13 protein-coding genes are annotated in these 17,686 nt (G+C 63.7%); 3 read left to right on the plus strand and 10 right to left on the minus strand.

What is annotated here, in order from left to right:
- Positions 1-97 precede the first annotated feature (97 nt).
- Positions 98-1,309, minus strand: a complete 1,212-nt coding sequence (gene nox / locus ABIE52_RS21975; RefSeq protein ID WP_007729131.1) for a 4,4'-dithiodibutanoate disulfide reductase — start codon at positions 1,307-1,309, stop codon at positions 98-100.
- A gap of 98 nt (positions 1,310-1,407) precedes the next feature.
- On the opposite strand from nox, the gene ABIE52_RS21980 reads away from it, so the two are divergent.
- A complete protein-coding gene (locus ABIE52_RS21980; RefSeq protein WP_003942539.1) occupies positions 1,408-1,974 on the plus strand; it encodes a helix-turn-helix domain-containing protein in 567 nt (188 codons plus the stop codon).
- A 9-nt stretch (positions 1,975-1,983) separates the two neighbouring features.
- Here the strand turns inward: ABIE52_RS21980 and ABIE52_RS21985 are convergent, their stop codons facing one another.
- From ABIE52_RS21985 to ABIE52_RS22005, 5 genes are read right to left on the minus strand one after another with little or no spacing between them, the layout of a single operon-like run.
- A complete protein-coding gene (locus tag ABIE52_RS21985) occupies positions 1,984-2,700 on the minus strand; it encodes an RsmA family anti-sigma factor (protein WP_042451788.1) in 717 nt (238 codons plus the stop codon).
- A 53-nt stretch (positions 2,701-2,753) separates the two neighbouring features.
- The gene (gene sigM / locus ABIE52_RS21990; RefSeq protein ID WP_007729129.1) at positions 2,754-3,380 is read right to left on the minus strand and encodes an RNA polymerase sigma factor SigM; all 627 of its coding nucleotides are present in this window, start codon (positions 3,378-3,380) and stop codon (positions 2,754-2,756) included.
- 47 nt (positions 3,381-3,427) lie between these two features.
- The gene (locus tag ABIE52_RS21995) at positions 3,428-7,450 is read right to left on the minus strand and encodes a lipid II flippase MurJ (protein WP_192712807.1); all 4,023 of its coding nucleotides are present in this window, start codon (positions 7,448-7,450) and stop codon (positions 3,428-3,430) included.
- Positions 7,447-9,801, minus strand: coding sequence for a DUF6049 family protein (locus tag ABIE52_RS22000; RefSeq protein WP_058037556.1), 2,355 nt, complete (start codon positions 9,799-9,801; stop codon positions 7,447-7,449). Before ABIE52_RS22000 ends, ABIE52_RS21995 begins: the two co-directional genes overlap by 4 nt.
- Positions 9,798-10,370, minus strand: a complete 573-nt coding sequence (locus ABIE52_RS22005; RefSeq protein WP_030537486.1) for an NUDIX hydrolase — start codon at positions 10,368-10,370, stop codon at positions 9,798-9,800. The genes ABIE52_RS22000 and ABIE52_RS22005 overlap by 4 nt, the downstream gene beginning before the upstream one ends.
- 111 nt (positions 10,371-10,481) lie before the next feature.
- Here ABIE52_RS22005 and ABIE52_RS22010 point away from each other — a divergent pair, with 111 nt between their 5' ends.
- On the plus strand, positions 10,482-11,933 hold the full coding sequence (locus ABIE52_RS22010) for a CCA tRNA nucleotidyltransferase (RefSeq protein ID WP_003942535.1): 1,452 nt from the start codon (positions 10,482-10,484) through the stop codon (positions 11,931-11,933).
- Here the strand turns inward: ABIE52_RS22010 and ABIE52_RS22015 are convergent.
- The 4 genes from ABIE52_RS22015 to ABIE52_RS22030 form a co-directional block, all read right to left on the minus strand.
- Positions 11,917-13,224: an MFS transporter gene (locus ABIE52_RS22015; RefSeq protein WP_007729119.1), complete on the minus strand. Its 1,308-nt coding sequence runs from the start codon at positions 13,222-13,224 to the stop codon at positions 11,917-11,919. The two genes, ABIE52_RS22010 and ABIE52_RS22015, sit on opposite strands and share 17 nt — an antisense overlap.
- 23 nt (positions 13,225-13,247) lie before the next feature.
- Entirely contained in the window at positions 13,248-14,885 is a 1,638-nt protein-coding gene (locus ABIE52_RS22020) for an acyl-CoA dehydrogenase family protein (protein WP_192712806.1), read from the minus strand.
- Positions 14,869-15,492, minus strand: a complete 624-nt coding sequence (locus ABIE52_RS22025) for a TetR/AcrR family transcriptional regulator (RefSeq protein ID WP_042924289.1) — start codon at positions 15,490-15,492, stop codon at positions 14,869-14,871. The genes ABIE52_RS22020 and ABIE52_RS22025 overlap by 17 nt, the downstream gene beginning before the upstream one ends.
- A 98-nt stretch (positions 15,493-15,590) precedes the next feature.
- Positions 15,591-16,157 carry a TetR/AcrR family transcriptional regulator gene (locus ABIE52_RS22030; protein WP_030537483.1) on the minus strand — a complete coding sequence of 189 codons (567 nt, stop codon included), beginning with the start codon at positions 16,155-16,157 and terminating at the stop codon, positions 15,591-15,593.
- A gap of 161 nt (positions 16,158-16,318) precedes the next feature.
- Here ABIE52_RS22030 and ABIE52_RS22035 point away from each other — a divergent pair, with 161 nt between their 5' ends.
- Positions 16,319-17,665: an MFS transporter gene (locus ABIE52_RS22035; protein WP_354541531.1), complete on the plus strand. Its 1,347-nt coding sequence runs from the start codon at positions 16,319-16,321 to the stop codon at positions 17,663-17,665.
- The last annotated feature ends 21 nt before the right edge of the window (positions 17,666-17,686 follow it).

Below are 17,686 nucleotides of genomic sequence, written 5' to 3' on the forward strand. Positions count from 1 at the left end.
TCTTGGAGAGCCGTACCGATCAACACCAGGATAAGGGGTGTTGTTCCCGCACTCCGCTGGAAAGTGGCTCACAGCCGGCAGCTCACAGCGGCGGGACTCACGGGGCGGGGCGCGGTGCCTCCCGAACCACAAGCGCGTCCCGAACCACACAGCGCGTGCCGGTGTAGATGGTGGGCATGCACTTGTTGCAGTGGATACACAACCCCTCGTCGACGCTCTCGGCTTGGAATTTGTTGACCAGTTGTGGGTCCCTGAGGAGCGCACGCGCCATGGCGACGAATTCGAATCCTTCATCCAGTGCGTGCTCGATGGTGTCGACGCGGTTGATGCCGCCGAGCAGGATCAGTGGCATCCTCAGCGCCTGTCGGAACTGACGGGCGAAGGGCAGGAAGAAGCCCTCCTCGAACGGGTACGTCGGAAAGAGTTTGGGACCGTAGAACTTCAGCCCGTACCCGACGAGTTTGGGTTGGGAGGCGACAAACTCAGCCAGTGGGACCTCGCCGCGGAAGAAGTACATTCCGTTGAGAAGTGAACTGCCACCGGTCAATTGCATCGCGTCCAGATGGCCGTCGGCTTCGAGGATCTGGGCGATCGGCAGGCTCTGGTCGAGCCACAGACCTTTCGGCACCCCATCGGACATGTTGAATTTCGCGGTGACCGCCACGCTGGATCCAGCGGCCCGTCGCACCGCTTCGACGACTCGACGCGGATACTCGGCGCGCTTGGCGACGCTGCCACCGTATCGATCGTGGCGCTTGTTCAGATTGGGGCTCATGAACGAACTGAGGAGGTAGTTGTGGCCGAGATGGACCTCGATGGCGTCGAATCCTGCGTCCACGGCGACGCGAGCGGTCCGTTCGAAGTCGGAGACGACACCGTCGAGTTCGGCGAGTGTCGCGCCCTTGACGAGGCCCATCGCGGGCGGACTCAGCCGGGTCGACGGCGCCAGAGTCTTCGTCTTGTTGGAGAGCGTGTTGGCGACCAGTCCCGCGTGGCCGATCTGCGCCGCAGCAAGTGCGCCTTCGGCGTGGACGGCGTCGGTCAGTCTGCGTAGTCCCGGCAGCGCGCGCTCGTCCATGACAAGGGTGTCGCGGTGGACTCGTCCACCTGGTGAGACGGCGCAGTAGGCGACAGTGGTCATCGCGGCCCCGCCGCGGGCCACCTCGGCGTGGAAGTTGATCAGATCGTCCGAGACCGCTCCCCGGGGCATGACGCCCTCGAACGTTGCAGCTTTGACGATGCGGTTGCGCAAGGTCAGAGGGCCGAGACGTGCGGGTTCGAATATCGACGGTGTGGGCGCTGTGGTCATTTTCAACTTCCTGCGGCGGCCTGATCTTTACGATGCCAGTGGACTCGTAACTACGACGATATAGCGCCTACTCCCAATCTGTCCGACAATTCGACACGATGAATGCCACAGGATCAGGTCGCCCACGAGACCCACGCATCGACGACACAGTCCTCGAGGTCACCCGAGCGATGCTCCTCGAGGTCGGTTGGGATCAACTCAGTCTCCGGGCGATCGCGGCACGGGCAGGAGTCAGCCGAGCCTCGATGTCGCGGCGATGGCCGTCGAAGGCACATCTTGTTCTCGGGTCGATCCTGGGGGCGACACCGGACCTGACACCGTTCGAGGGCACCGATCGCGACGGCTGGATCCGTTGGGTGGTGGAGGGAAGTGCTCAGCTCTTCTCCCGTCCCGAGGTTCGCGCCGCGTCGCCAGGATTGCTGGCGGCCCTGCGCGACCACGACGACCTGCGCAACGAATTGTGGCGCGGGTTCAGTGGACCGAGTACGCAACTGTTCCTTCAGAACGCCGAAGATCCTGAATCGGCACTGCTCGATGCCAAGGCCGTGCTGGTTCTGGCGGCCGGGGCAGCGATGTTTTCGAGTCTGATAGCGGTCGAGGACGATACAGATGCGCTACGCGAAAGAATCCTCGAGCTCTTACTCCCGGCGGCATCGCCGCGCTGACCGTCGACGTCAGCCGATGTTCTTGACCGACAACGTATTCGGATTCCCGTCGCTGCAGTTGATGCCGACAGTCAGTGCAGTGATCTGACGCGGCTGCGATCCCGTGAAGAGTAGGACTATCGCCGGCGCCCCGTCGATGCGAATCTCGCCGGAACCGAGCAAAGGCCGGCCCTCGTCGATGCCGTTGGCGCGTAGGCATCCGGCAAGTTTGGATGGATCATCCAGTGGTCCAAGGTTTTTGGATCCGACGAGTGAGAGCAGAGACGCCGAATCCGGATCGTCGACAGCAGACGTCGCCGGTGTGCTCGGTTGAGCGACAACACTTTCGGCGGGTTCGGAATCTCGGGTTCCGATAACAACGATCACGAAGGCCGCCAACACGGCTGCTGCGGCACCGAGAACCCACGCTTGTGGGCGCCGCCGGAACGGCACGACAGCTGCCTCAGCTGGCGGCTCCAGCTGTTCTGACTGTCGATCCAGTGCCGAATTGATTCGCTCGGCAAGCGAATTCGGAATCCGTTCGTGAGTGGCCTTGCTCGAGTTCAGTGTCGCGAGTGATGCCGTGACGCCGTCAAGGGCGGTGACAAATGCATGGGCGTCAGGATCTGCGCGTACCACCGGCCACAGAGCCGCACTGGTTTCGGAATCGAGAACCCCGGCGTGAAGATCTGCGAGTAGGTCTTCTGAAAACGGAGGCGACGGAACGCGAACAGACGGATCTGTCATGAACCCTCCCTCGGCAGTCGATGCGGACCCTTACAAGATAGGACGCGGCCGGTTCACGAATGGTTCCCGCCTTCGCGAAAGTCCTCCAACTGGGCGGCAAGACGCTTGCGCGCGCGGGCGCAGCGACTCTTCACGGTCCCTACGGGCACTCCCAACCTCTCGGCGGCCTCGGCTACCGGATACCCCTCGACATCGACGGCGACGACGGCAGCACGCTGCTCAGGCGGCAGCGATGCCAGTGCCTGTTCGACGGTCAGGCTCATGTCCACTGTCGCCGCATAGTCGCGGTGATCGCGGGGTTCCTCCGCGTTCTCCGAAGACAGAGAGAACGCCGCACGTGATTTGTTGCGTCGGATCCGGTCGAGGCAGGCATTGACCACGATGGTGTGGAGCCAACTACGCACCGCCGCGTCGCCGCGGAACTTCGCCGCCTTGCGATGCGCGGACAGCAGACCCTCCTGGAGAGCGTCTGCCGCATCCTCGTCCGAGTAGCTCGTACGCCGGGCAACGTGCCATAGATGATCCTGATGCCTGGTCAGTAGTTCACGGAACGCATGCCGATCGCCCTCGACATGAGCAGTCAACAATTCGAAATCCGTCGCCTCGAGATTCTTGTTCTCGAAACTTCTGGATTCGAATTTTCCGGCTCCGCCCCCGGTGCCCCCCCGATAACTGTGCACGGGCGGATATTAGCCCAGTCGGTAGGTTTCAGAAGGGCCAAGGGCGATCACTTTGCAGCAGTGAATGCAATCTCCGAGATGGATGTCTGGTTTTGTCCGGATTCGGTGCTGAGCTGCGTAATCCAAACCAGGACATACTGACCCGAGCCGTCCGACGTGACTGGAATGTCGGTCACGCCGTTCTTCAGGACACCCGATCCGATTTCCTTGGTCTGATCCAGCGAAGTATTCGCAGAAGGGGCAGAACGGATTTCAACGACGGTTCCCGGCGAATCAGACGTGATCGCAACGTTCTTCAGGTTGGCGGCATCGGCAAGCGTCACCATCAGGCCGACGCCGTTCTTCAGGGACGGGAAGGGCTGGAAGTACGAATCCGACGACCATGCGGTGGCCGGATTGCCGTCGATGGCGTTCTTCGCTGTTGCCGGCTGATCCGGCGTTCCCTGGGGTGAGAACACCGTTACGGCCGAGGAAGCTACCGGAACGGTTGCTGCCGCCGGTGCGGGCGCCGGTGAATTGTTCTCGGGCGCAGTGGCTTCGGTGGTCAGTCCGAAACTCTGCTCGCTGAGCGGGGTGTCGTTACTGCCACCCGAGAGGAAGCTCGCTACCCACACCACAAGGAGAATCAGGACGATCACGGTGAAGACACCGAGCGCCGTCAGTGCCGCGAGCATCCGCGTCGACTTCTTCTTCTCGGCCTCGATGGCTTCGGGGTCGTTCAGTGCATGACCCGACGCACCCTGTTCGCGGTGGCCGAGACGAAGTGCCGGAATCATTTCCGTCTTGTCGTTGACGACGGACGCCTGATCGAGGATGTGCTGCACGGTGGCAGCAGTGCGGATTCCACTCTCCGACTGCAACGCTCGAACTGCAACGGCCGAGATGTCGAACGGAACCTCCGGACGGACGACGCGAGGCTCGACGATGTTCCCGTCGGCGCCGCGGCCGGCGGGAAGCAAACCACCGACGGGACCGGCGGACGGATCGGCGAGCGGCCAGCGCGCCGTGATGAGCGAGTACAGCATGGCGCCGAGACCGCGGACGTCGCTGGTGGAATCGGCGTCGGCAAGCGTCGCCGGGAACGCCAGTACGGCGTCACCGTTGATGCTGATGCGAACGCGGTCCGGGTGATCGATGGACAGCGCACCGCCGGTGCGGTGAGCAGCTTCGGCAGCCGCCGCGAGGGCGCGGATGGCGCGGGCTGCACCGATCGGCGACGGCGTCGTCTCGGCCATCTCACGCAGCGAACGGCCGGGAGTCCATTCGGCGACGACGATGCCGCCCGAGCTTCCGCGGACGACGTCGAGGACGCGAGCCAGACCGGGCGAGTTGATTCGTCCCAGGCGCAGAGTGCGTGAGAGAACTGCCTGCGGTCCGGACTGGCTGTCGTCGTCACCGCGCTGATCGGCGTCGACGAACGTCAGGGCTACTTCACGGTCGAGCTTGACGTCGAGAGCTTCCCAGAACTGCAGTCCGCGGGTTCCGCCGTGCGGCGCGAGCAGACGGTAGCGTCCGCCGGCGACAGATGCGCCCGGGATGAGCTTCGGTCCACGTGGCATCGGTCGCTGGGCCGGTCGTGATGCGGATCCGGCGGAAGGTGTGCGAGGTGCAGCGGGCGGTGGTGTCTGAGCGGCAGCCGTCTTCTGAGATTCGGGTGCCTTCTTGTCCGGAGCAGGCGTCTTCGGCGCGGGTGTCTTCGAGACAGGTACTGAAGGTGTCTTCGACACGGGCGCCGAAGGTGTCTTGGACACACTGACCGGAGGTACCGGCGGAGCGGCCTTCTGCACCGGCGGCTGCGGCTTCTGACCCTGCGGGCTTTGGCCCTGCTGCGGTCGCTGTGCGGGCTGCTGTGGCTTCTGACCCTGCTGTGGCTTCTGGCCGGCAGATGCGGAGGAACTCGTGGATGCAGGTGTGCCCGACGATGCCGTTGACTTCTGTTCGGACGCTTTCACGGCAGAAGTCCCGGCACTCTTGTTGCCGGAAACGTTGTCGTCGCTCACCCTCGCTCCTTCTCCATCGATAGCCCGTCCCCGAATACGCGCGGGTTGCGATCCTGTACGCCCACGACCAGGGTACGGGAGCGCACCCGGTCGTTCTTGCTCGTTTGATTCCGTTCTGATTGCAGGAATCAGCTCGGTGACGTCGTCGTCGGTGTTGTTACGTGTGTCCGGTTCGGCGCGACCTGTCAGTGAACGAATCTTGCGGGAGACCGCAACCGTTACCGACAGGACTTCCGGAACCTTCTTGAAGTAGAGAATCGTGAAGGTGATCGCGAGCATCAGGATGCCGCCGACGGCGACGCGAACCATCGAGCCAGGTCCGCCGAAACGCTCGGTGAGTTGATCGAATCCGAGGACCCGGTCGACCGCGAGCATGGTCAACGACCCGGCCAGCGAGGCGAGTACGACGGACCAGACTGTCTTGCCCACGTTGGCCATCTGCAGGTTTCCGAGGCTGCGGTGCAGGAGGTACCCGCCGATGACGGCGCCGGTGATGTATCCGAGACCGTTGGCCGCACCGAGCAGGATCACGACCTGATCGCTGTTGGATGCGAAGACCGGAGCGAGCGCCGAGAAAGCGATTTTCACTGCAGTGATGCCGAGAACGATCCACGTCGGCGTCCAGGCTTGTTCGCGGGCGTAGAACACACGAAGTTGGATCAGGACCAGCGCGTACGGAATCAACGTGAATGCCGACCAGCTGACGGCGGTGCCGAGTCGTTCGGCCTGTTCGGGTCCGAAGCGGCCGTAACCGTAGAGCGCTTCACCGACCTGCGGACCCATGAAGGTCAGGAACATGATGATCGGAACCAGCGTGATCATGGTCAGACGCGTTGCGACCGACAGATCGTCCACGACTGCCGGGGTGTCGTCGGCCGCAGCGTTGCGGCTCAGGCGCGGCATGATCGCGGTCAGAACCGTCACTCCGAGCACGCCGTACGGGAGTTGCAGGAGCAACCAGGCCTGGCTGTAGATGGCAGGGCCGGCTTCGTCGGCATGTGAGGAAATCTTGGTCGCGAAGATCATGCCCATCTGGCTGATCAGGACGTACAAGACGATGGCGACGGCCATGCCGCCGAACTGGCGCAGGCGGTCGTCGAGACCCCACAGCGGCTTGAGCGAGATCTTCTCGCGGCGAAGCGCGGGGATCAGGCTGGCTGCCTGCACGATGACGCCGATGGTGATGCCGATGCCGAGGGTGAGCAGCTTTGCATCGCCCATCGAGACCGGATCAAGCGAGATCTCACCCGGAGTCAGGCGATAGACCACGAGCACCACGAGGACGACGACATTGTTGAGTACGGGAGCCCAGGCTCCGGGCTTGAAGATCTGTCTGGTGTTCAGAAACGCTGTGAACAGCGCCGACAGCCCGTAGAACAGGATCGCCGGCAGAAGCAGATAAGACAGCGCCGTGGTCAGGTCGGTGCTGACCTTGCCGTCTTCGGACAGGAAGACGTATTTGGTGAGTACGGGTGCTGCGAGGGTCGCGAGCAGCGCGGCCATGCCGAGTAGAACGAGCGACGCCGTGAAGAGGCGTCGGACAAACGCTTCGCCGTGATCGGCGTCCTCTCGCTCGGCGCGAACCAGCACGGGGACGACGATGGCGGTCAGCACGGCGCCGAGAACCAGTTCCGCGATCATGTTCGGAATCTGGCTGGCGACGGTGAACGAGCTGGCGATGGCCGGACCGAGGACCATCAGGATCATCAACTGCTTGGCGAATCCCGTGATGCGGCTCGTCAGCGTCGCGATCGCGATGGAACCCGTTGCCGCGAGGAGTCGAGAGTTCGTCTCCTTGCGTTCCCCGACCTGGACATGGGCGTCGGTGTCGAACTCGTCCGACGTGGTCGTCTGCCGGTCGGCGAATTCCATCTCGGCTTCGCGGTACCGGGGGTAGTCGCGGATCACCGGGATGGTCATGGTGGGTGCGTCGTCGAAACGTGCGTCCGGGTTGACCGGCTGAATCGGGTAACCGCGCTCCCACGGTGGCATCCGAGGATGCGAGCGGGTCGTGGCACTCTTGCGGGTGATCGCCGAGCGGCGACCCTCCTCGGGTGGATTCCCGGTCATGAGCGTTCGTACCCTTCATCTGCTGGGTCCGGCTGACCCTTGAATCGATGCCACAGCCGTCGCCCTGCCAGGAACAGCAGCAACCCTCCCGCTGTCGCCGTCACGGCGGCCAGGGGACGACCGTACGCATTCGACCGTACGGTCACGCTGGTCGGCGTACCCAATTGGCGGCCATCTGTCGTGGTCAGCGAGAAGTTGACTTCCAGCTTGCGAGAATCGTTCATTTCCGCGGGCACAGTCAACTGTCGGCTACCTCGCGGTGGAAGCTGTTTGGGACCGATGTCACTGATCTGCATCTCGGGTGGGGCTTCCACACGCAGGTCGACGTTGATGGCGATGGGCAGCTCGTTGCGCGCCACCAGCAGGAGCGGACTCTGCCCCGACGCGAGGGTGTAGACGCCGCCCGGAGACACCACACTGACGGCCCGGTACATCCCGTCGACGGCTTCGGTGACGTTGTCGGCGCGGATGGTCGCGGCCCGCTCCGCCCGATTGACCGACGCGGAGTCGACGTTGCGGCGATCGGCCAAGGTCATCGAACGGAGTAGATCTTCGCGGAGCGGCGCCGTGAATCCCCGGGGGGTGAGCGAAGCCGCCGGATCGTCCACGAGCGAAGCTTCGAGCCCGTCGATACGCGGAAGTTGGGTGGTTGCGGTCTCGACGACGGACGTTTGCGGACCGTCCTGGGTAGCCCGGTCCGGGTAGTCGAGAGTGGCGGCGTCCGTCGCGCCCGGTTGCCTGCCGAGCAGTGCCGGCAGGGCCTGAGGTGAGGCGAGCCCGGACCGGATGAGGGTCGCGAGCATCGAGAGCACCGCCGTGGCGTCGTTGCTGTCGGCGGTCCACAGTTGCGGCGGCGCGAAGATCTGATTGCGCGGCAGCGACGTCGGCGTCAGCGCGGCCCAGGCCATCGCCCCCAGCGCGTCCTGACGCCGGGCGCTGCGCGATTCGATGTCGATGGTCGGCGCGGTGTCGTCGGGGATGTACGACGGGACCTGCGGCTCCGAGCCGGTGGCGGCCAACGCTGCTGCCGCCGAGGTGTCGAAGGCAAGCGCGTCGAGTGAGCCGGTTATCCGCGACGACAGCTGCGGAGCTGCCGAGTCGACGGAAGTGTCAGCCACCATCGCTGTGGTGGGATTCACGCTCAGCACCTCTGCGGTGGCCGAGTCGAGGACACCCGAATCCGGCCAGACGAAATCTCGCAGTGAGGTCACGCCGAGGATGTTGTCGACGATGTCCGCCGGCCGTGTGAGCGCGGTAGCCGTCAACTCCGGATTGGCCACCGAGGTGACCGCGGCGAGATCGGACTGCGCGAACGGAACCGCCGTCGTGCACATCGAGGACGCGAGGGTCTTCACCCGGCCGAGCCACTGGTTGGCGGCGTCGCTGCCGCGGCCTTCGTGCGACGGCCCGGTGGGGTCGGACGAGTTGTCGGCCACGAGGTATCCGCGAGTCATGTTCTCGACGGTGATCAGAAGGTCGGGGTCGATTGCCAGGCAGAGCGCATCCGTGACGCGTCGATCGGTATCGCTCTCGGGCTTGGTGGCGTTCTCCACCGCATCGACCAACGCGTCCAGACGGCCGCCGTCGGAAAGTTCGGTGGCAAGTTCGTCGTCGATCAGGCGTACGGGCTCGTTGACCGCGCCGGGGATTCCGCCGACGAGTCGTGGCGCGTCGGCCAGCGGCCACATGAGCGTGACGCCGATCGGGGCGGACGTGTCGGGGGGAACGACCGCCGTGGCGGACGAACTGGGGGTTCCGGCTGTGGCGTTCGATTCGGCTGCGGCCGGCACACCGAGGACGGGGAGCAGGAAGCGTGCGTCGTCGAGTCGGGCGGCACCGCCGTACTCCGGGGTGCCGTTCACGTTGACGAGCATCGGGTAGACGCCCGGTTCGGTGATGTCGAGAGACAACCCGGTAGTGCTCCGCAACGGCAAGGTGAGCGTGAACTGCTTGGACTGGCCGGTGTCGAGGGTGGTGGCAACGGTGTCGAATTCGCCGACCGTGTCGAAAACGGCCTGGTCGAAGTCGAGTGCTGCGCGCACGTCCGAACTGGAGTCGATCGCGGGAGCGCGTTGCAGCCTCACTCCGACGTCCTCGACGGGACGGTCACCGACGTTCTTCACCGTCCCCTTGACCACGACGTTGCGGTCGCTGGTGGTCGTCACCGTGGTCGGTGCGGTGGAGTCGATGGTCAGCTGCAGAAATTTGGCATCGTTGGTGTTTCGCGCCGGGGCGCGCTCACTGGGCTGGCTGGACGGCGCTGCCCATGCGACGGCCGTCGTTGCAGGCCCGAAACCGACAGCGGCCATCACCAGAGCGGCCACACCGGCCCGCCGCAGTGCCATTCTCATCCGGCGTCCGGTTCCTTCGGGCGCTGTTCTTGCCGTATTTCCGTTCGCGGCATCTCGGCGATCATCTGGGACGCGAGTTCTGCGAGTTTGCGCTCGTCGGCGTATGCGAGGCGCGAGTGCAATTCCGTCAGCGGCACCCAAGCGACTTCGGTGACCTCGATGTCCTCGTCGGAGAGTTCACCGCCGAGAAAGCGGAGGAGGTAGTGGTGCACGGTCTTGTGGACGCGTCGACCTTCGGTCACGAACCAGTAGTCGATGCTGCCCAGCGGTGCCAGGACGGTTCCCTGGATACCGGTTTCTTCTTCGACCTCACGCATCGCGGTCTGCTCAGCGGTCTCACCTTGTTCGATATGGCCCTTCGGTAGCGACCAGAGCAGGCGTCCGCGGCGGTCGGTTCGGCCGATCAGTGCAGCGCAGAGGCGTTCCGGGGGTCCTCCCCAGCCGTCGACGACCAAGCCGCCCGCAGAAGTTTCACGGACGGTTCGCATCAAAGGTTTATCGGGGTTGCCGACGGCAGGTCGACGCCGCGGGTTACGGCGACTCCTGTTTGTTCGTTCGGCACCAGACACCTCATCGATACTAGTTGGCGTTGCAGCGTTGCCCGGTAACCCGCGCAAAGCGGTCTATCGCGTTCGTATGCGCGTTCTGCTATTTGCGCACCTTAAGTAAGCTCCTTTCACGTGACTGTCCCTACCTCCGACGCTGATCGCCGCCTACGACTGCTTGCCGACGCCACTGCAACGCTCGGCACGTTGTCCGACGTGTTGAACCCGCTCGGTGAGCGTTTTGCTGCGGCCGGTCACGAGCTGTTCCTGGTGGGTGGCAGTGTTCGCGACGCGATCCTCGGCCGCTTCAGTGGCGATCTGGACTTCACGACGGACGCCAGGCCGGAGAAGGTTCAGGCTCTGCTCAAGGGCTGGGTGGACAAGCAGTGGGACACGGGCATCGAGTTCGGGACCATCAGCGCCATCAAGCACGGCCAGGAGATCGAGATCACGACCTTCCGGGCCGACGCTTACGATCGCGTCTCTCGTAATCCGATAGTCGAGTACGGCACGACGTTGGCCGACGATCTGGTGCGCCGCGATTTCACCGTCAACGCGATGGCGATGAAGATCGGCGCGGACGGTTCCTACACGTTTGTCGATCCGCTGAACGGCATGGACGCGCTGTTGGCCGGAGAGCTCGATACGCCGTCGGCGCCGGAAAACTCGTTCAACGACGATCCGCTGCGGATGCTGCGTGCTGCCCGGTTCGTCTCGCAGCTTGGTTTCACGTTGAACAATCGTGTTTTCGAGGCCATCAAGGAGATGGCGTCGCAGATCGAGCGAATCACCGCCGAGCGTGTGCAGGTGGAGCTGAACAAACTGATGCTGGGCATGTACCCGGTGGACGGCATCAACATGATGGTCGACTCCGGACTGGCTGCATACGTGCTGCCCGAGGTTCCGCAGATGAAGCTCGAGATCGACGAGCATCACCAGCACAAGGACGTCTACCAGCACTCCCTCACGGTGCTCCAGCAGGCGATCGATCTCGAAGAAGGCGATCCGGACCTTGTATTGCGTTGGGCAGCACTGCTTCACGACATCGGAAAGCCGGATACCAAGCGTAACGAGCCTGGCGGTGGGGTCAGCTTCCACCACCACGAGGTGGTCGGCGCCAAGCTGGTGCGCAAGCGCATGCGGGCACTGAAGTTCTCGAAGCAGATGGTCGACGACGTCTCACAGCTCGTGTTCCTGCACTTGCGTTTTCACGGCTACGGCAAGGGACAGTGGACCGACTCGGCGGTGCGGCGGTACGTCACCGACGCGGGCGAGCTGCTCCCCCGCTTGCACAAGCTCGTGCGGGCCGACTGCACCACACGCAACAAGCGTCGCGCCGCGCAGCTGCAGGCCACGTACGACGACATCGAAGAGCGGATCGCGCGCATCGCGGAGCAGGAAGACCTCGCTCGGGTGCGTCCGGACCTCGACGGCAACGCCATCATGGAGCTGCTGAACATCCCGGCCGGCCCGCAGGTGGGCAAGGCATGGACGTTCCTCAAGGAATTACGTCTGGATCGCGGCCCGCTCGAGCGTGACGAGGCCGAGGCCGAACTGCTGAAGTGGTGGGCTACCCAGCAGGGCTAGTTTCTCGTTTCTTGCGGTTGATCAGCACCGCTGACAATCCGGCGGCATAGACACCCGCACCCGCAACGGCCAGGCCGACGCTCTTGCCGTCGGGTGCGATCACCGTCGACGCTGCCGCGATCGCACCGATGAACGCGACGTTGAACACGGTGTCCTGCAGGGCGAATACCTGACCACGACGGTCGTCGTCGATGTCGATCTGCATGGCCGCGTCGCCGCTGAGTTTCACGGACTGGCCGGCGATGCCGAGCAGGAAAGCGGCAATCAGCAGCGACCCCTGAGTCAGCGTGGTCACGAAGACGAGCTGGACGAGAACCGCGCACACCAGGGCGTAGGTGATCGTCCGTGAGCGACCGATCCGCGGGATGAGGAACGGTGTGATCAATGCCGCGATCAGCATTCCGATTGCCGTGGCGCCGACGGCGACACCGAATCCGGCCATCCCTCCGGGTAATTGGGAGCCGTTCGAGGTGTCGCGTAGGACCAGCACCATGATGAGGGTGTTGATGCCGAAGCAGATGCGGTGCGCTCCGATTCCGATCATCGCCGTGGTGACGCCGGGCGCCTCCCAGACAGCGGTTGCCCCGGTGCGCAGTCCGGCCGTCACCGAACGGACGGCACTGGCGCGGACCACTTCGTCGGCGACCGGACCAAGTGAGCGGGCCGTGAACCTGGCCGCGGCGAGGGCCGCGATCACCGATCCCAGTGCTGCGATGGCCACGGCGGCGCCTGACGCTCGATCCCCCGCGCCGATCATGCCGATGATCGCCACCGCTGCCGAAGCACCAAGAGCGGCTACCACCGAACCAGCCGTTGTGAGAACGGAATTGGTTGCCACCAGCCACGATTGTCGGACGACCTTCGGCAGGGCTGCGGATACGCCTGCCCCGACGAAGCGACTGACTCCGATTGCAGCAAGCGCACAGGTCAACAACAGAGTGTCACCGCCGCCGGCGACCAGCAGCACCGCAGTGGTCAGGATGAAGAGCCCGCGGAGCACGCTCGCCCACAGGAGCACCAGGCGGCGGTCCCAACGATCCAGCAGAGCGCCGGCAAAGGGGCCGATCACCGAATAAGGAAGGAGCAGTACGGCAAAGCCGGCCGCTATCGCCACCGGATCGGTTTCGCGTTCCGGGTTGAAGAGGATTGCGCCGCCGAGCGCGGCCTGGAACATTCCGTCGCCGAACTGGCTGGAAAAGCGGACGAGCGCCAGCCTTCCGAGGCCGGGTGATTCACGCAGGGTGTGCAGTACGCGCTGCCAGGCCTCGCGGCGGTTCGAGGCTCGGTTCATAAGCGGAAACTGTAGTGGGTGGGTCAGGCGCCGATCTTGACGGTGGCCCGCTCGAGGATCGGCGCGACGTCGACGCCCCTCGGCAGCGTTCCGAACACACTCCCCCAGCTGTTTCCGAGCCGACTCGCGCAGAACGCGTCGGCCACCGCGGGGTGCCCGTAGCGGAGCAACAGCGAGGCCTGCAGAGCGAGCGCCATGTCGCCGACGATCTTTCGTGCCCGGTATTCGATGTCGTCGAAATCGCCGAATGCCACCTGGAGATCCCGCACGGCCTGATCGAAGTGGCCGTCCACTCCACTGGCTCGTTTCAGCTCGTCGAAGAACACCTGCAGTGTTTCGGGTTGCTTGGCCATCGCCCGCAGTGTGTCGAGCGCCGCGACGTTGCCGGAACCCTCCCACACCGAAAGCAGCGGAGCCTCGCGATAGAGGCGCGGCATCCGGGATTCCTCCACGTATCCGTTTCCGCCCAGACACTCGAGTGCCTCGGCAGCGTGGATCGGTCCGCGCTTGCAGACGAAGTACTTACTCACGGCCAACGAAATGCGTCGTAGTGCGCTGGCGTGGGCATCGCCTGCGGTTGCGTGGTCGGTCAGAGCGGCCAGCCACATCGCGACGGTGGTCGACGCTTCCGATTCCACCGCCAGATCTGCCAGAACGTTTCGCATCAAGGGTTGGTCGATCAGGTTGGCGCCGAACGCACTTCGATGATTCGCATGGTGAACTGCCTGCAGCGTGCCGACGCGCATGCCGGTGGCCGTGCCGATCGTGCAGTCCAACCGGGTCATGTTGACCATCTCGATGATGGTGCGCACGCCCCGGCCTTCCTCGCCCACCATCCACGCGAGAGCGTCGCGGTACTCGACCTCGCTGCTCGCGTTGGAATGATTTCCCAACTTGTCCTTCAGACGCTGCAGGTACATGTTGTTGAGCGAGCCGTCCGGCAGGACCCGAGGAAGGAAGAAGCACGACAGACCGCCCGGCGCCTGGGCGAGGACGAGGAACACGTCCGACATCGGCGCGGAGGTGAACCACTTGTGGCCCGTCAGTAGGTAGCTGCCGTCGGATTGTGGCACTGCCCTTGTGGTTCCGGCACGAACATCCGAACCGCCCTGTTTTTCCGTCATCGACATACCGGCGATCAATCCGGGTTTGGTGAGGGGAGCTTTCAGCGCCGAATCGTAGTGCCGCGTGGTCAGGAGGGGTTCGTACTGCGCGGCCAGATCCGCGTTGTGCCGCAGCGCGGGGATCACGGCGTACGTCATGGAGATGGGACAGCCGTGGCCGGCATCGGTTTGACCCCACACGGCCATCTTCGCGGCGCGGACGAGGTGTGCGTGTGGATTCGGGTCAACCCACGGAGCGCCGTGCAGTCCCAATTCCACTGCGGTGCTCATGAGTTGGTGATAGGCGGGGTCGTAGCGGACCTCGTCGATACGGTTGCCGTAGCGGTCGTGGGTTCTCAGGACAGGTGGGTGCTCCTCGGCCAGATCGCCCCACTCCTGGGCCTGCGCGCTTCCGGCGCGGATTCCAACCTGATGAACCTCCTCGAGTGCGTCCGAAGCTCCTTCACGTTGCAGTGCCTCGAGAAGCGGCGCGTATTCGGCTGCGTCGTAATCGATCAGGGGCGGAACCTGATTGGTGACTTCATGCGTGGGTGTCATCGAAGCTCCCTAACGATCGAAGGGTGAAGGCGAGAATGGCGTCGATCGCAGCGGGATCGGTGGTGCCGCCGCGCAGTGGAAGGATCAGGGCCTCGCCGATTGCCCCGACGATGCACGCTGCCGTCAGAGTGGCGTCCTGTGGCGGTATCTCACCGGATTCGACTGCCGAGCGAATTGCGGTGGCCAGGCAATCGCGGAACGATTCGCGAAACATCAACCGCTGTTCGTCGACGAGAGGATCTACCGGTTCCACCAGCAGTGCATAGGCGAGAACCGGTGCGCGCATGGCACGTTCGGCGAAGGTCCGAACCGACGCTGATACAGCGGAGCGGTGGTTGCCTTCCAGATGTCGGGCGCTGTCTCCGGCGTCCCGAGCTGCGGATACCTCACGGCTGCAGACTGATTGGAACACTTCGGCGAACAATTCGCCCTTGCCGTCGAAATGTCGATACAGCGTCCCGGTGCCGACGCCGGCGTTCTTGGCCACCGCGGCGATGGAACATCCCGCATAGCCGTGAGTTGCCACTGCCGTCGTGGCGGCCTCGAGCAGTCGGGCGCGTTGGGCGTCCAATCTTTCCTGTACTGCCGGAGTGCGGCGATAGGCCATGTGAAGAAGTGAACACCCGTTCCGTTCTTGCGTCAAGAGTTGACTGGAGCAGAACGGCGACATGGCCTACTGGAGCATCCTGGAGCATCGTTGAACTTTTACACGCAAACCCCGTGGGTGAGCATTTCGATCAGCCCGTCGGCCGCCTTTCGAAACGGTTCTTCGGATTGGGCAGCACGAGCGAGGACGTAAGCACCTTGCCGCACTGCGAGAATGGTGGTGGCGAGAGCTTCGATGTTCGCATCGGGACGGATTTCACCGTTGCTGCGCCCGTCTTCGAGTGTGGATGCGATGTTCTGTTGAATCCACACGAACATGGTCTGGATCGGTGCTCGCAACTCGTCGTTGGATGCGACCTCGGAGTCTTGGACCAATCTCCCGAGCCGACACCCGCGGAGGACGTGTTCGTCGATCGTGAGGAAGGCAGCGATCTTGTCGACGGTCGTCTCGCCGGAGCTGAGTCGTTCGGTGATTTGCGCTTGTAGTTCGCGCCCCATGAGATGCTCTGCGGCCACCGCCAGGTCCGCTTTCCCCTGGAAGTGGTGGTACATGCTGCCTTGCCCGACGTCAGCCATTTTCTGCACGGCACGTGGGCTCGTTCCGGAGTAGCCACGCTCCCACAACAGTTCTTGCATGCTTGCGATCAGCCGTTCCGCGCTACCCATACAAACACTGTACCTATGGGTATGTACAGTCTCTGTGAAAGCTGTTGTACTTGCAGGTACAGAAATTCCGGAGACGGGGGCCTCCTATGGGCACGAGCAACATCTCTGCTGACAGCTCGGTCGGTGACGCAGTCTCCGGCGGCACGAAACATACTGCACCAGTGAGTGCTTCAAGGGTTCAGGCACTGGCGCTGACTGCGGTTTGTCTTGGATTCTTCATGATCCTGTTGGACGGGAGCGCTCTCAACATCGCGTTACCGGCAATCGAACGCGACATCGGTGGCTCCATTGCCGCTTTGCAATGGTTGGTGAACATCTACACGGTTCCTCTGGCCAGCCTGTTGCTCACAGCGGGAGTTCTGGCGGACCGAGTCGGTTCCCGCAGTGTCTTCCTGTGGTCGTTGGGCGGCTTCACGGCGGCTTCTCTATTGTGCGCAATAGGCCCGAACCTGGGGTTGCTGATGGCATTTCGTTGCCTGCAAGGTATTGCTGCTGCCGGGCTTCTTCCAACGACACTGGCGATCATTGCACGCACCTATCCGGATCCGATCGCGCGTGCCAAGGCAATCACGATGTGGGGTGCAACGGGCGGAATCGCATTGGTAGCAGGGCCGATCGGAGGAGGCCTGCTCACCGAGTTCATCGGTTGGCGCTCGATCTTCTTCGTCAATGTCCCCATCGGCGTTCTAGCCCTCTGGCTGTGCTGGCGGCATGTCCGTGAAACCGCGACGCGCGATGCGGAATCCTATGACGTTCCCGGGCAGGTCCTCGGCATCGCCGGACTTGCCCTTCTGGTAGCCGGTTTGATCGAAGGCGGCTCCCGCGGGTGGGGTGATCCGTTGGCGCTGGCGTTGCTACTCGGATGTGTGCCAACGCTCGTCGGGTTCTTCGTCGTCGAGGGCCGGACCCGGCATCCGGTTCTGCCGCTGTCGATCTTCCGTAAGCCGGCGTTCTCTGCATCCATAGCGAACGGATTCGCCTTCCAATTCGGGTCCTACGGCATGCAATTCATGCTCGCGATATTCATCCAGTCCTACTGGGGCTCTTCAGCGCTGCGGACAGGACTGTTCTTTCTGCCGTTTGCAGTGTTGTGGACGTTCGGAACGCTGGTCCTCAATCGCGTGTGGGCAGGTCGCGGTATGTGCTGGCTCCTGACTGTCGGTGCTTCCACTGCTGCGATCGGCGCGCTCCTGTGCACCGCGATCGGGGACAGCGATACCTGGCCTGTGGTGATGGCGGGGACCGCCCTCGTCGGTCTCGGGTGTGGTGTGTTCGGCCCCAGCTGCAATGGAGCGGCCATGGCAGTGATCGACAAATCGTTCGCCGGACTTGCCTCGGGGGTACTGAATACCTCCCGTCAAACGGGCATGGCGATCGGCGTCGCGGCCCTGGGCATCGCTCTGAGTGCGTCGAACTCCGTTGGTGGGGTACGCATCGGGATGATCTTCGTTGCAGCGTGTTTCGTGGCCATCGCCGCTCTCAGTCGACGCTATCTCACGCAGATCTGAGTGATGCCCGGCCCACCTGCA

The sequence above is a fragment of the Rhodococcus sp. OAS809 genome, assembly GCF_040546695.1.
Lineage (GTDB): Bacteria > Actinomycetota > Actinomycetes > Mycobacteriales > Mycobacteriaceae > Rhodococcus_F > Rhodococcus_F qingshengii.

What these genes read in the sequence shown, in the direction of transcription:
- ABIE52_RS22025 (WP_042924289.1), bottom strand. Translation starts at nt 15,492, where the DNA reads ATGGCCTATCGCCGCACTCCGGCAGTACAGGAAAGATTGGACGCCCAA.
- ABIE52_RS21995 (WP_192712807.1), bottom strand. Translation starts at nt 7,450, where the DNA reads ATGACCGGGAATCCACCCGAGGAGGGTCGCCGCTCGGCGATCACCCGC.
- ABIE52_RS22000 (WP_058037556.1), bottom strand. Translation starts at nt 9,801, where the DNA reads ATGAGAATGGCACTGCGGCGGGCCGGTGTGGCCGCTCTGGTGATGGCC.
- nox (WP_007729131.1), bottom strand. Translation starts at nt 1,309, where the DNA reads ATGACCACAGCGCCCACACCGTCGATATTCGAACCCGCACGTCTCGGC.
- ABIE52_RS21980 (WP_003942539.1), top strand. Translation starts at nt 1,408, where the DNA reads ATGAATGCCACAGGATCAGGTCGCCCACGAGACCCACGCATCGACGAC.
- ABIE52_RS22015 (WP_007729119.1), bottom strand. Translation starts at nt 13,224, where the DNA reads ATGAACCGAGCCTCGAACCGCCGCGAGGCCTGGCAGCGCGTACTGCAC.
- ABIE52_RS22020 (WP_192712806.1), bottom strand. Translation starts at nt 14,885, where the DNA reads ATGACACCCACGCATGAAGTCACCAATCAGGTTCCGCCCCTGATCGAT.
- ABIE52_RS22030 (WP_030537483.1), bottom strand. Translation starts at nt 16,157, where the DNA reads ATGGGTAGCGCGGAACGGCTGATCGCAAGCATGCAAGAACTGTTGTGG.
- ABIE52_RS21985 (WP_042451788.1), bottom strand. Translation starts at nt 2,700, where the DNA reads ATGACAGATCCGTCTGTTCGCGTTCCGTCGCCTCCGTTTTCAGAAGAC.